We start from the raw sequence: 13,947 nt of genomic DNA on the forward strand, positions 1-13,947 counted from the left end.
TTTAGGGAGACTAATCGGGAAAAACGCAGGTTCGGAAGATTATTGCCTGCTCAGGATATGAAATGAGCTAACTGGCTATGTACCTTTGCAAACCAATTCGCCCGCCGCTCGTTAAGCAAGGGAGCGGGCTAGTTGTTTTGATGCCCTCGCGGCCATTCTATTTGATTTTTGCTATGATGCAATGCCTACGCTATTTCATTGCCCTGCTCTGGCTGAGCGCGCTGCCCTTGGGCGGCGTGGCGGCCCAGGGACAAACGCGGGCCGCCACGCGGGCCGCGAAGCCGGGTTCCGGCGATGACAAAACCCTGCTTGTGTACCCCAACCCCAGCACCGGCATCGTGCACCTGTCCATCAACGGCCTCGAAGGCCGCCGCGTGGAGGTGCAGATACTCAACGTCATCGGTACGGTGATGTACCGCGAAACCCTGACCGAGTTGAACGAGCGCTTCACTAAAACGCTCGACCTGAGCCGCTTCGCCAATGGCCTCTACTACGTCAAGCTGGAGTCGGATAATGCCAGCCAACTCTCCAAGCTCGTCATCCGCTAGTTGCCGGGCGCAGCGCTACTACGCTCCTCAGGCATAAAAAATGCCTCTCAAGTACATTGAGAGGCATTTTTTATGCCTGAAACAGCCAAATCTACTTGACCCGCACCCGGCTGGGGGTGAGTATTTCTTTCACATTATCCACCGTGTCGAGAGCCAGGAAAGCGGTGGCGACCATCAGGCCGAGCAGGATAAGCCAAAACATAGGAGTAGGGTAGAGTGTGGGAGGATAAGGGTCAGCCTAAAGCCGGAGTTGGCAGCTGATTACCAAAGCTTTCAACCACGAAACGCAGGTCGGGGTTACAACAAGATTAGGGCATTGGGCGCGGGGCTCACGATGAATCATGAGCTGTTACTACATGAGTGATTAACAGCCAAGTCATCACTCAGTAGTACTTACTCATTGCTCCCTCCTTGCAAGCAACGCCGCCACCACGCGGCGCGCGTCGGGCCCGGCGCCGTGCAGCAGCGCCGAGCGGCGGCTGTCGAGCCAGTCGAGGCCCAGGAAGGCGACCCCCGGCGCGGCTGTCATTCCCCGTTCGTGCGCGGGGCGGCCGGCCGCATCGAAGATGGGCAGGTGCACGAACTCATAGCTGGGGCGGTAGCCGGTGGCCCACACGATGGCTTCCAGCACCGGTGTGGTGGCGCGGCGCCCTTGCAGGCGGCCAGCGGGCAGCGCCGCGTCGGCCCGGCCGATAAGCTGCGCGTTGGCAAAGCGGCGCAGCCGGGCCAGGTCGCCGCTCACCACGGGCTCGGGGCGGCGGTGCAGGTAGCGGCCCAGGCCGGTGTGGCGCGGCACGGCCAGCAGGCCCGTCAGGCGCAGCAGCGCCCACATCAGGGTGTTGTTGGGCAGGGCGGGCGTTTTTTCGTCAAAAGCCACGAACACCGGCCGGCCGGTGGCGGCCAGGTCGGCGGCGATTTGCAGGGCTGAGTTGCCGGAGCCCACCACGGCCACCGGCCCATCGCCGGGCAGCTGCGCCGGGCGCCGGTACTGCTGGCTGGGCAGCTGCCGCACCGTGGCCGGCAGCGCCGCCGCGAAGGCTGGCACGTTGGGCGTCTGGTAGGGGCCGGTGCTGATAATGACGCGCCGGGCGGCAAACTCCTGGCCGGCCGCCGTGCGCACGAGGTAAGCCGCGGCGGGGGGGTAGGCGCCGGCCAGCGCCGCCGCGACGCTGGTCACGCGCTGATTTAGCAGTACGGGCAGGCGGAAGTGGGCGGCGTAGCCGGCCAGGTAGGCGGCGGCTCCGTCTTTGGTGGGGTAGCGCAGCGGGTTGCCGGGCCAGGACCGGCCGGGCAACCCGCTGGTCCAGGCGGGCGAGAACAGGCGCAGCGAGTCGTAGCGGGCACTCCAGCTGTGGCCGATGGCGGGGCCGGCATCGAGGAGCACAAACGTGGCGCCCGCCCGCCGGAGATAGTAGCCCGCCGCCAGCCCGGCCTGCCCGGCGCCGATGATGAGGGCATCGAGCAGCGGAGGGGGGGTAGGGAAGTTCATGGAGCCGGGGCGGCGCGCGGCCAGGCAGGGCCCGCCGGACAAGGATAGCTGCGATTACGCGAAAAAGCCCGCCGTGCGGCGACACGGCGGGCTTTTCAGGCGCAAGACGAGCAGCGCGGGGCCTAATAAATTGCGGAATAAAGAGCCAAAGTTACGGCGCACGGCCGGGGCCAGGCAAGCAGTTGGCCAGGCCTGAATTTTTTCCGGCGCCGAAAAAAGCCGAAAAACCGGCCCGACGCTAACGGGCGCCCACAAAACTTTTTTCGTGAAAAGCAGCAAAAATTTTCAAACCAAAAATTTAACATTACCAGCTAAAAACATAACGTAAATTTGCATCGTGCTTCAGCTCCATAAGGTAAATCTGATGAAGCGTGGGACAGGTCAGACGGCCGTTCTGCGAAAAGACCAGCCGGTCGCCGCCGCTTATTTTCTTTCGTTTTCGACGGTTTGTTCCCGTTTTGCCGCTTCGGTTTCGTAGCGGTTTTTTTGTGCCCGGCCGGTTTGCTTCTAACGGTTTGATTACTCAAAAACAGCCAACTCCTAACTCCTAACTTTTAATTCATAACTCTTCCCAAATGGACACTGCCACCCTGGCCCAGCAGATGACGGCCGCCGCCCCCGCCGCCCAAAACCGCAACCTGAGCACCGACCCCAAGCGCATGGCGGTGATTAAAGTATGGGACGCTATGATGCGCGGCGCCCGCCGCTACTGCGAGCAGGAAGGCTTCGTCACGATTCACAACATGCCCCACATCGTGGGCGTGACCGGTGCCTGCGAGAACACCGACACGCTCTTCACGCTGGACTGGTACGACGGCAAGAAAATGTTCCTGCCTCAGTCCAACCAGCTCTACATCGAGATGCTGACCCAGGCCGTGGAAGGCGGGCGGGTGTGCGGCGAAATCCAGAGCTTCCGCAAGGAGCTGAACGCCGACAACCGCCGCCTGGCCCAGTTTACCTTGTTTGAGATTGAGCATATTGGCGACCTCGACGAGCTGCTCGGGCACCTGAGCGGCATCGTGGCCGGCGCGGCCCGCGAAGTGGCCGAGAAGTGCGCCAAGGAGCTGGCCCTGTTCGGCCGCGACGCCGAGGAGCTGAAGAACCTGACCTTCAAGCGCATCACCTACGCCGATTCGATTGAGTTGCTCAAGCCCAACGGCTTCCCCGACCTGCAGTGGGGCGACGACCTGGGCGCGGCCGAGGAAAACCGCCTTACCGAGCTGATGGGGCCGATGTTCGTGACTCACTACCCGGCCGACATCAAGTTCTTCAACATGCGCAACAACGACGACGACCCGCGCGTGGTGAACAGCAGTGACCTGCTGCTGCCGCTGGCCGGCGAGTCAGCTGGCTCGGCCGAGCGCGAGTTCGACGGCGCCAAGCTGCGCCACAAGCTCGAAACCTCGTCCATGCTCGCCGGCCTCATCCGCCAGGGCATGAAGCTGGAAGACTTCGAGTGGTATCTGAGCTTTCACGAAACCCACGACGTGAAGCTGCACAGCGGGGCGGGGGTAGGGATGGCGCGCGTGGCGCAGTTCATCCTGGGCCAGACCGACATCCGCGAGTGCGTGCCGTTCCTGATTAACCGCGACAACGTGATTTAAGGCGGCTGGCTTGGCAAAAAGGCCGTCATGCTGCGCGCAGCGCAGCGGAGCCGAAGCATCTTGGCTGGGGAAGTGACTCGCTTCTCCAACGATTAAATTACTAATCAGGCAAGATGCTTCGACTTCGCTGCGCTACGCTCAGCATGACGTTCTTTTTACCTCGCACTAATTTCAGCTCTGTCCAAAACCAAAGATGAAACTCGGCCCCCTTACCCTTGAGAATCCCGTCTGCCTGGGGTCAGCGCCCTGGGAGCTAGCCGCCGGGCGGGCCGGGGCAGGCCGGCCGGGCGCGTTGTTCACCAAAACCGTGACGATGGAGCCGCTGCCGGGCGATGTGTCGGACCACGTGATTTGCCGCGTCGGCGAGCAGTCGCTGCTCAACCGCATTGGGCTGCGCAACTCCGGGGCCGAATGGTTTGTGGAAACCGGGCTGCCGGCATTGGCGGCGCTGGGTTTGCCGGTGGTGGCGAGCGTGGCCGCGCCGGGCGTGCCGGGCTTTCGCAAGCTGGCGCGGTTTCTGGCCCAGCGCGCCGAGGGCCGGCTGGCCGGCATCGAGCTGAGCGTGGCCACGGCCGTGCCGCCTGGTGCGGCGGGCCTCACGGCCGATTTCGTGCGCGAAGCCACTGCGGCCGTGCGCCAGGAGATGGGCGCAAGCGTGGCCGTGCTGGTCAAGCTGCCGGCCTGGCCCGACCACATCGCCGCGCTAGGCCGGGGCGCGCAAGCTGGCGGCGCCGACGCGCTGACGGCCGTGAGCCCGCTCAAAGCCTTGCACCTGGCCCACGACGACCACCACGCCGCGCCGGTGCTGGGTGGCCTTTCGGGGCAGGCGTTGCGGCCGGTGGCCCTGCGCTGCGTCTATGAGCTGACTTCGGACCCCGAAATACACCTGCTGGTGCTGGGCGCGGGCGGCATCTTCAGCGCCGACCACGTGGCCGATTACCTGCGCGTGGGCGCGGCGGCCGTGCAAGTGGCGTCGGGCGAATGGCTGGAGCCCGGCTTGACGGCGCGCCTGGCCGCCGAGTTCGCGCCAGTGCCGGGGTAGAACGGTATGGTGCCCCGGCTTTTCAAGATACTGCCAACCAAGCAAAAATGAACTTTCTCACCCAGCGCGTGGCCGCCGCCAACTCCCTGCTCTGCGTGGGCCTCGACCCCACGGGCGCTGATGAGGCGGTCGTGGCCGGGCGCCTGCGGGAGGTGATTGAGCAGACCGCGCCGTTCGCGGCGGCCTTCAAGCCAAACCTGGCCTTCTTCCTGGCCCGGCCGGGGGGGGTAGGGCTGTTGCAGGAAATCAGAAATCTAATTCCCCGAGATATTCCGCTGATTCTCGACGGCAAGTTTGGCGACATTGCCAATACCGCTGAGCGCTACGCTGATTTTGCCTACGACGTCATCGGTGCCGATGGCGTGACGGTGAACCCCTACATGGGCGACGACGCCATTCTGCCCTTTGCGCGGCCCGGCAAGCTGGTGTTCGTGCTGGCGAAAACGTCCAATCAACCTGAGTTTTGCTTGCAGGATGAGAAGCTAGCTCGCGGCGGCACCCTCAGTGAGCGGACCGCCGCCGTAGTGCGCGCCTTAGATGAAACGCACGGAGGCAGCCTGGGTCTGGTCGTGGGCGCCACGCAGCCGCAGATGATGCAACAGATGCGCCGCCATTGCCCGCAGCAGTGGTTTCTGGTGCCGGGCATCGGCGCGCAGGGTGGCGACCTGGCCGCTACGCTGCAAGCCGGCCTGCGCCTCGATGGCGCCGGGCTGCTGATAAACGCCTCGCGCAGCCTCTGGCAGGCGGCCGACGCAGGCGCGGCGGCTGAGGAACTGCAAATCCAGATAAACCAGTACAGAGCAGTTGTAGCCTAACTTAATATGTCGTTCGCTTTAGGGGAAATCTTAGTTTTGAATGGCGAACCCTGTGTAGTAGTAGGACTGAGTGGGCAGTTTCTTGGTGCCGATGAAGTTCCGGAGGAGCATATAGTAGTGTGGTTTGGTAGTAGTCCGGAGCGGAGAAATTTAGGAAACGGACAAGCAAAGGGTAGCATAGAGGTTTGGACAATTCCAGCCGGTTATTTTAAGAAAGGACCGGCGCCGATAGTCAATCATTAAATCAGAAATCTATTATGACTCATCAAGCTGCCGATACTTTGTCCTCTAAAGCCGCTGACACTCTTGAAAATCAGCTGCGCCAGGAAGAAGCCCTGCTGAGCGGGCACTTCCGGCTCTCGTCGGGCCTGCACTCCGATACCTACGTGCAGTGCGCCCGCTTTCTGCGGCGGCCGGAGTTGGCCGGCGCGGCTTGCGCCGCCCTGGCCGCGCAGATTCAGGCGGCTGGCTTGCAGGCTGAGGTGGTAGTGGGCCCGGCGATGGGTGGCATCGTCATCGGCTACGAGCTGGCCCGGCAGTTGGGCGTGCCCGGCATTTTTACTGAGCGCGATGCCGAGGGGCAGATGAGTTTGCGGCGCGGCTTCACGCTGGCGCCCGGCGAGCGGGTTATCATTGCCGAAGACGTGGTGACGACCGGCAAAAGCACCCTGGAAGTCGCCCGCATTTTAACCGAAATGGGCGCCGAAGTGCTGGCCGTCGCCTCGCTGATTGACCGCACCGGCGGCGCGGTCAGGCTGCCGTTTCCGAGCTTTGCGCTGCTACCGGTGGTAGCAGCGGTGTTCCGGCCGGAAAGCTGCCCGCTGTGCGTGGCCGGCGTGCCGGTCGTGAAGCCGGGCAGCCGCCCGGGGTAGGGGCGGGGCTCGCCCCCGCCCGGACGCCTTGCGCCGGCTCAATGATTACTGTTCAACGACGGGCGGAGGCAAGCCCCGCACCTTACATGGAAACACCTGCCCAACACTCTATTCAGCTCCTGCTCCGGCCCAGCCAGCACGACGGCGACGGGCGCCGCGTGGCCGAAGCCGCCGCCCGGCACCTGGGCCTAACGACGGGCCGGGTGCAGGCCACGGCCCTCTACGCCGTGCGCTACCCCCTGGTTGAGAGTCAGTTGCGCGACTTCGCTATGGCCTGCCTGCAAGACTCGGTGCTGCACGAGGTGAGCCTGAACGAGCTGCGCCACCGGCCCGAAATGCGCTCCTACATCCTCGTGGCCAAGGGCCCCGGCGTGACCGACGACGAAGGCACATCGGCCCAAAACGCGCTGGGCGACTTTCTCAATGAGGCGCTGGACACACGCACGCAGCATATTTTCAGCAAACGGCTGTATTTCCTCGAAAAGGAGCTGGCCGACACCGACCTGCGCCGGCTGGCCGAAGAGCTGCTGGGCAACAAGCTCATCAACCGCTTTGAGGTGGGCCGCGTGGCCGACGGCATCCGCGACTTTACGCCCCGCCCGGCCACGAATGTGGACAACACCGTCCAGACCGTGGTTCTCGACGGGCTCAGCGACGAGGAACTACTCAAGCTGAGCAAAGACAAGCTCTACGCCCTGAACCTGGCCGAGATGCAGGCCATCCGGGCTTATTACGACGACCCGGCCACGCAGCTGCGCCGCCAAACCGCCGGCCTGCCGACCGAGGCCACCGACTGCGAGCTGGAAATCCTGGCCCAAACCTGGTCGGAGCACTGCAAGCACAAGGAGTTCGCGGCCCTAATTAACTACCGAAATCTGGCGACCGGTGAGGAGGAGCAGATTGACGGGCTGTTCAAAACCTACATCAAAAACGCTACAGCCGAGGTAGACCGGCAGCTGCGCGCCAACGGCAACGACTGGCTCGTGAAAGTGTTCTCGGACAATGCCGGGGCCGTGCGCATCAATGCTGACTCGCTGTTTGTCTGGAAAGTCGAAACCCACAACTCGCCCTCGGCCATCGACCCCTACGGCGGGGCCATCACCGGCATTCTGGGCAACAACCGCGACCCGCTGGCCACCGGCATCGGCGGGGCGCGGCTCCTGTTTAACACCAACGTGCTGTGTTTCGGCAACCCCAACTACGACGGGGCCCTGCTGAGTGGGCAGCTGCACCCGCGCCGCATCTTCGAGGGCGTGCGCAAGGGCATCGAGGACGGCGGCAACAAGTCGGGCGTGCCCACGGTGAACGGGGCCATCGTCTTCGATGACCGCTACGCCGGCAAGCCGCTGGTGTACTGCGGCACCGGCGCGGTGCTGCCCATGCAGCTGGCGGGTTTGGATAGCTGGGAAAAGAAAATTGACGCCGGCGACCGCATCATCATGGCCGGCGGCCGGGTAGGGAAAGACGGCATCCACGGCGCCACGTTCAGCAGCATCGAGCTGGACGAAACCGCGCCCGCCACGGCCGTGCAAATCGGCTCGCCGATTACGCAGAAGCTGGCGATGGATTTTCTGATTCTGGCCACCCGGCGCGGCCTCATCAAGTGCAGCACCGACAACGGCGCGGGGGGCCTCTCGTCGAGCATCGGCGAGCTGGCGCTGATTCCGGGTGGGGCCGTGGTGGAGCTGGAAAAAGTGCCGCTGAAATACGCCGGCCTGCGGCCCTGGGAAATATTTCTGAGCGAGTCGCAGGAGCGCTTCACGCTGGCCGTGGAGCCCGACAAGCTGCCCGAATTATTGGCGCTGGGGCAGGAAATGGAAGTGGAGCTGAGCGACATCGGCCACTTTACCGCCGATGGCACGTTGGATATTCGTTTCAATAATCAGCCCGTGGCGCGACTGAGTTTGGAGTTTTTGCACGAGGGCGTGCCGCGCAAAACGCTGGAAGCCGAGTGGTCGGCGCCGGCCCTGGCCGAGCCCTCCCTACCCCCCCACCTGGACTACAACGCCGTGCTGCTGCGCCTGCTGGGCTCGCTCAACATCTGCTCGCGCGAAACCGTCATTCGGCAGTACGACCACGAGGTAAAAGGCCGCACCATCATCAAGCCCCTGATGGGCGCCACCGGGCAGGCGCCGCAGGACGCGGCCGTGGTCCGCTTCAATTTCGAGAGTTGGGAGGGGGTAGGGGTCAGCAACGGCATCCTGCCGCGCTACGGCGATTTGGACGCCTACCACATGTCGGCCGGCGCCTTCGATGAAGGCGTCCGGCAGCTGATTTCGGTGGGCGCGAAGCTGCCGAACCTGAGTTTCGGTGATGGCAACTTCTGGTCGGTAAATGATAATTTCTGTGTCCCCGACTCGGTGTTTGACCCGGTGACCAACCCTGATGGCAAGCTCAAGCTGGCCAAGCTCGTGCAGATGTGCCAGGCTCTGCGCGACGCCACGGCCGCCTACTGCATCCCGCTCACGAGCGGCAAGGACTCGATGAAAAACGACTTCAAGGCCGACGGCGTCAAGATTTCGGTGCCGCCCACGGTCTTGTACTCGATGACCGCCAAAATTGAGGACGTGCGCCAGACCATTACCTCGGATTTCAAGCAGGCCGGCGACCTGATTTATCTGCTCGGCGAGACGTATGATGAGCTGGGCGGCTCGGAATTTTACCAGTTGTTTGGCGAGCTGGGCGCTAATGTGCCGCAGGTGCGCTTCGCGGCGGCCAAGGAGCTGTACGTGCTGGTCAGCGAAGCCAACGAGCAAAACACCATCCAGAGCTGCCACGACCTGAGCGACGGCGGACTGGCCGTGGCCGTGGCTGAGTGCTGCTTCGGGCACGATAAGCTGGGCGCCGACCTGGATTTGGGCGGCGGGCTGCCCAGCGAGCTGCCCTTGCCGACGCTGCTCTTCAGTGAGTCGCACTCGCGCTTCGTGGTGAGCGTGGCGCCGGCGGATGTGTGGGCTTTCGAGAGCATTTTTGAGGAGCGCGCCACCCGCATTGGCACCGTCACGGACAGCGGCCGGTTGCGGGTGCGCCACGCTGGGCAAGACGTTATTGCAGCTTCTACCACGGCTTTGCGGGCTGCCTGGACCAATGGCCCGGTGAATACCCTGCTGGCCGTGGGCGCTAACGTATCGGACGAAACGCACCGCACGGGGCTGTAAGGGCCTTTTGACTCTATAATTAGCTCAAAAACCAATTCTAGTGGTACAAAACAGCGGTCAGTCAGTACAAGAAGCTCAATTAGCGGTACAACCAGCACCACCAAACCGCAGGCGCGCGGTGCAGGCGTTGGTGCTGACGGGCTTTGGCATTAACTGCGAGGAAGAAGTAGCCGCCGCCTACCGGCTGGCGGGCGCCGAGGCCACCATCGTGCACCTCAATCAGGTGCTGCACGGTGAGGTCAGTATTCACGACTTCGATGTGCTGACCTTTCCTGGCGGCTTCAGCTTTGGCGACGACCTGGGCTCCGGCGTGGTGCTGGCCAACAAGCTGCGCTACCGGCAGACCGGCGCCCCGGACGGCCAACGCCGCACCCTGCTCGATGACCTCAAGGAGTTTGTGGCGGCCGGCAAGTTTGTGCTCGGCATCTGCAACGGCTTTCAGGTGCTGGTCAAGCTGGGCTTGCTGCCCAACCTGGGCGGCGGCTTTCAGCCCGAAGTGACGCTGACGCACAACGCCTCGGGCCGCTACGAAAACCGCTGGGTGCGTCTGCAAGTCAACCCAAACACGAAGTCGCCGTTCCTCGCCGGCCTCACTACGCTGGAAGTGCCCGTGCGCCACGGCGAAGGCCGGCTCGTGCTGCCCGACGACGCCACGGCTGCCGCCCTCGAAGCCGCTGGCCTCAACTGTCTTAGCTACGTGGACGCGGCCGGCGACGGCACCAGTCAGTATCCGCTGAACCCTAATGGCGCGGCGCTCAACTGCGCCGGGCTGACGGATACAACGGGGCAGATTCTGGGGCTCATGCCGCACCCGGAGGCGTTTTTGATGGCGGAAAACCATCCGGACTGGGCGCGGCGCAAGCGGTTGGGTGGGGCAGGGGGGGTAGGGGATGGGCTAGCGATATTTAGGAATATCGTGCGGCATGTCGCCCTCCGGGGCAACCCCACCCCCCTAGCCCCCCTCCCCGATGGGGAGGGGGGGACTAGTTCTAGTTTTAGCTCTAGTCTCACTACTCCAAACCCTACCACAAAATCTAGCCTAGAAACTAGTCCCCCTTCCCCATCGGGGAAGGGGCTAGGGGATGGGGTTGCCGAGGAGCCCCGCCCGCACTACACCCGCCGCCAGCAGCCAACACCCGAGCCGACAAGCATTCCTGATAATGTTTTTACCACTACTCCCCAACAGTGGAAAAACGTAAAAAGCCTGGGCCGCGCCATGCGCCAGGCCCCCACGCCGGCCGAAGATGCCCTCTGGCAAGCCCTGCGCGCACAGCAGCTCGGCGTGAAGTTTCGGCGGCAGCACACCATTGACTCCTTCATTGTCGATTTCGTCAGCCTGCCCGATAAGCTGGTGATAGAGGTAGATGGCGCCGTGCACGGCGAAACGGAGCAGGCTATTTATGATGCCGGCCGCAGTGAGATTCTGCGAGAGCTAGGCTACAGGATTATCCGGTTTTCCAATGAAACAGTGCTCCAGAAGCTGCCGGAAGTTTTAGAAGACATCAAGCAAAATATTACGTCGATTGCCGCCAACACCTAAGTTCCGATGAACACTCTCCCCCACTTCGCCACTCCCCAACTGCACTTGCTGCACCGCGGCAAAGTCCGCGACTCCTACCGCGTCGACGACCAAATCCGCCTCATCATCGTCAGCGACCGGCTTTCGGCCTTCGACTCGGTGCTTGAAACGGCCGTGCCCCACAAGGGCGCCGTGCTCAACGGCTTGGCCGATTTCTGGTTTGAGCGCACCCAGGGCATCATTCCCAACCACATCCTCAAGCTGGTCGATGCCAACGCCACGCTGGTGCGCGAAGCCCAGCCCATCAAGGTGGAAATGATTGTGCGCCAGTACCTGACGGGCTCAATGTGGCGCGGCTACCAGACCGGGCAGCGCACGTTTTCGGGCGTCACGGTGCCCGATGGCATCGGCAAGCACCAGTCGTTTGGCCAGCCCATTCTGACGCCTACCACCAAAGAGGAATCGGACCGCGAAATCACGCCCGAAAACCTCGTGAGCGAGGGCTGGGTGAGCCGGGAGCTGTACGAGCAGATGGCCGAAAAGTCCTTGCAGCTCTTTAAAGTCGGCTCCGACTTGCTGGCCGAAAAGGGCATTATCCTGGTCGACACTAAGTATGAGTTTGGTCTCTTGAATGGCGAGCTGATTCTGATTGACGAAATCCACACGCCCGATTCCTCGCGCTTCTGGTCGGCCGAAGACTATGCCCGCAACCCCGAAGGCGCCGAGCAGATGGACAAGGAATACGTGCGCCAGTGGCTCATTGCCAATAAGGTAGAGGGCAAGTACCCGCGTGCCCTCAGCCCGGAAGTCACCCAGGAAGCCAGCCGCCGCTACCTCGACATCTACGAGCGCATCACCGGCCGGGCCCTGCCCACGGCCGACGAAACTGCCACCGGCGGCCACGTGCCGGCCCGCCTGGTCAGCAACCTGGTGAAAGCCGGCATCATGCGCGACGCCTGGGTGAACATCGTGATGGGCTCGCCGGCCGACAAGGAGCACTGCCTGAAAATCCGCTCCCACTTCGAGGGCTACGGCGTGTTTGCCCAACTGCGCGTAACGTCGGCCCACAAGAACGGCGAGGAAATCGCGGGCATGGCCGAAGTCTGGAACCGCAGCATCGAGCCGGGCGTGATTATCGCCGTGGCGGGCCGCTCCAACGGCCTGGGCGGCGCGCTGGCGGCCAACGTGAACGTGCCGGTCATATCCTGCCCGCCCTGGAAAGATTACGCCGAGCTGACGGCCAACCTGAACTCGTCGGTGATGATGCCCAGTGGCACGCCCAACCTGACCGTGGTGCACCCCGACAACGCCGCCCAGGCCGCCCTGCGCTGCCTGAACCTGCCGCGCCTGCGCGAGCAGCTGCGAGGCGAGATTCAGCAAACCAAAGCCAAGCTGCGCGCCGCCGATGCGGAGCTGCGCGGCCTGTTCACCGAGGAGGCCCGCCCGCCGGTCGATGCTCAGTCGGATGGGTTCTTTATTTAGCCGCTTCGCTCGCCTTGAGCGGGGTAGGGTTGCCTGGCCGGGTATCACGTGCCCGGCCAGGCAACCCTACCAAAGAGCCTTTGCGCAACTTCTTTAACCCCGCAAAACTTTGCGTGAAACTTCGTTGAATCTCCTGCTCCTCGGTGGCGGTGCCCGCGAGCACGCCCTGGCCTGGAAGCTCACCCAGGACGGCGCCCGCGTGCACGTGGCGCCCGGCAACGCCGGCATCCCCAACAGCCGTCCGGAGCTGAGCGCCACCAACTTTGCAGCTATCAAAGCATTCTGCGAGAAAGAGCAGATCCAGCTCCTGGTCGTCGGGCCGGAGGCGCCGCTGGCGGCGGGCGTGACGGATTTCTTCGCTGGCTCCGAGATAAAAGTGTTCGGCCCTGCCAAAGCCGGCGCGGTGCTGGAAAGCTCAAAAATCTGGAGCAAGGAGTTTATGCGCCGCCACGGCGTTGCCACGGCGCCGGCCTGGGCCTTCCGGCGCGATTCCCTACCCCCCGCTCGCGCCCAAGCCGCCGCGCTAGGCGGGCAGGTTGTGATAAAGTACGACGGGCTGGCCGCCGGCAAGGGCGTGTACGTGTGCAGCAGCGTGGCCGGGGCCGAGGCTGCGCTCGATGAGTTGCAAAGCCTGCACGAAGGCGATTTTTCTTTTCTGCTGGAAGAAAAGCTCACCGGCCCCGAAATTAGCATCATCGGCCTCACCGACGGGCGCGACATCGCCCTGCTCAGCCCCTCGCAAGATCATAAACAGCTCTACGCCAACGACGAAGGCCCCAACACCGGCGGCATGGGCGCCTACTGCCCCGTGCCCTTCCTCACGCCAGCGCACGAGGCCGCCATTCGCCGCGATATTATCGCGCCCACGCTGCAAGGCATCCAGCGCGAAGAGCTTGATTTTAAGGGGTTTCTTTATTTCGGCATCATGCTTACGTCCGGCGGCCCGAAGCTGCTGGAATACAACGTCCGCCTCGGCGACCCCGAGGCCGAAGTGTTGCTGCCCGCGCTGGAAAGCAGTCTGCTGGATTTGATAATGGCCACGCTCGCCGGCACCCTCAGCCAGCAGGCAGTGCGGCAGCGGCCCGGCGCGTTCGTGGGGGTCGTGCTGGCGTCGGGCGGCTACCCGGCGGCGGGCTTTCCCACGGGCTTTCCCATTGTGGGCCTCGAAAACCTGCCCGCCGACGTGCGAGCATTCCACGGCGCCACGCGGCGTGGGGCTGACGGCCAACTGCTTACCAGCGGCGGGCGGGTGCTGGTGCTGGCGGCGCCGGGCGCCGACTTGCCCGCCGCCACGGCCCGCGCCTACGCGGCTTGCGCCCAGGTTTCTTTTCAGGATAGCTACTTCCGAACCGACATTGCCCAGCGCCCGGCGCCAGTGTTCGCGGCCAGCGCCGTAAATTGAAGTCTTAAACCCGACG

General features: G+C 63.6%; 10 protein-coding genes. 9 read left to right on the forward strand and 1 reads right to left on the reverse strand.

The window, feature by feature from the left end:
• Nucleotides 1-173 precede the first annotated feature (173 nt).
• Nucleotides 174-548 carry a T9SS type A sorting domain-containing protein gene (locus ACFE70_RS07910; RefSeq protein WP_375417190.1) on the forward strand — a complete coding sequence of 125 codons (375 nt, stop codon included), beginning with the start codon at nucleotides 174-176 and terminating at the stop codon, nucleotides 546-548.
• A gap of 397 nt (nucleotides 549-945) precedes the next feature.
• On the opposite strand, the gene ACFE70_RS07915 is transcribed toward ACFE70_RS07910, so the two are convergent.
• Nucleotides 946-2,079, reverse strand: coding sequence for a flavin-containing monooxygenase (locus ACFE70_RS07915; RefSeq protein WP_375417191.1), 1,134 nt, complete (start codon nucleotides 2,077-2,079; stop codon nucleotides 946-948).
• 533 nt (nucleotides 2,080-2,612) lie between these two features.
• Between ACFE70_RS07915 and ACFE70_RS07920 the strand changes: the two genes are divergently transcribed.
• The 8 genes from ACFE70_RS07920 to purD all read left to right on the forward strand — a co-directional run bounded on the left by ACFE70_RS07920 (nucleotide 2,613) and on the right by purD (nucleotide 13,931).
• Nucleotides 2,613-3,641 (forward strand): amino acid--tRNA ligase-related protein, encoded by a 1,029-nt coding sequence (locus ACFE70_RS07920; protein WP_375417192.1) that lies wholly within the window; start codon nucleotides 2,613-2,615, stop codon nucleotides 3,639-3,641.
• Between the two features lie 193 nt (nucleotides 3,642-3,834).
• Nucleotides 3,835-4,683 carry a hypothetical protein gene (locus ACFE70_RS07925; RefSeq protein WP_375417193.1) on the forward strand — a complete coding sequence of 283 codons (849 nt, stop codon included), beginning with the start codon at nucleotides 3,835-3,837 and terminating at the stop codon, nucleotides 4,681-4,683.
• A gap of 47 nt (nucleotides 4,684-4,730) precedes the next feature.
• Nucleotides 4,731-5,498 (forward strand): orotidine-5'-phosphate decarboxylase, encoded by a 768-nt coding sequence (gene pyrF / locus ACFE70_RS07930; RefSeq protein WP_375417194.1) that lies wholly within the window; start codon nucleotides 4,731-4,733, stop codon nucleotides 5,496-5,498.
• A gap of 257 nt (nucleotides 5,499-5,755) precedes the next feature.
• A complete protein-coding gene (gene pyrE / locus ACFE70_RS07935; RefSeq protein ID WP_375417195.1) occupies nucleotides 5,756-6,370 on the forward strand; it encodes an orotate phosphoribosyltransferase in 615 nt (204 codons plus the stop codon).
• An 86-nt stretch (nucleotides 6,371-6,456) separates the two neighbouring features.
• A complete protein-coding gene (locus ACFE70_RS07940) occupies nucleotides 6,457-9,528 on the forward strand; it encodes an AIR synthase-related protein (protein ID WP_375417196.1) in 3,072 nt (1,023 codons plus the stop codon).
• 118 nt (nucleotides 9,529-9,646) lie between these two features.
• Nucleotides 9,647-11,068, forward strand: coding sequence for a phosphoribosylformylglycinamidine synthase subunit PurQ (locus tag ACFE70_RS07945; RefSeq protein WP_375417197.1), 1,422 nt, complete (start codon nucleotides 9,647-9,649; stop codon nucleotides 11,066-11,068).
• 6 nt (nucleotides 11,069-11,074) lie between these two features.
• On the forward strand, nucleotides 11,075-12,529 hold the full coding sequence (locus tag ACFE70_RS07950) for a phosphoribosylaminoimidazolesuccinocarboxamide synthase (RefSeq protein ID WP_375417198.1): 1,455 nt from the start codon (nucleotides 11,075-11,077) through the stop codon (nucleotides 12,527-12,529).
• A gap of 124 nt (nucleotides 12,530-12,653) precedes the next feature.
• Nucleotides 12,654-13,931: a phosphoribosylamine--glycine ligase gene (gene purD / locus ACFE70_RS07955; RefSeq protein ID WP_375417199.1), complete on the forward strand. Its 1,278-nt coding sequence runs from the start codon at nucleotides 12,654-12,656 to the stop codon at nucleotides 13,929-13,931.
• Nucleotides 13,932-13,947: the final 16 nt, after the last annotated feature.

The sequence above is a fragment of the uncultured Hymenobacter sp. genome (assembly GCF_964243305.1).
GTDB lineage: Bacteria > Bacteroidota > Bacteroidia > Cytophagales > Hymenobacteraceae > Hymenobacter.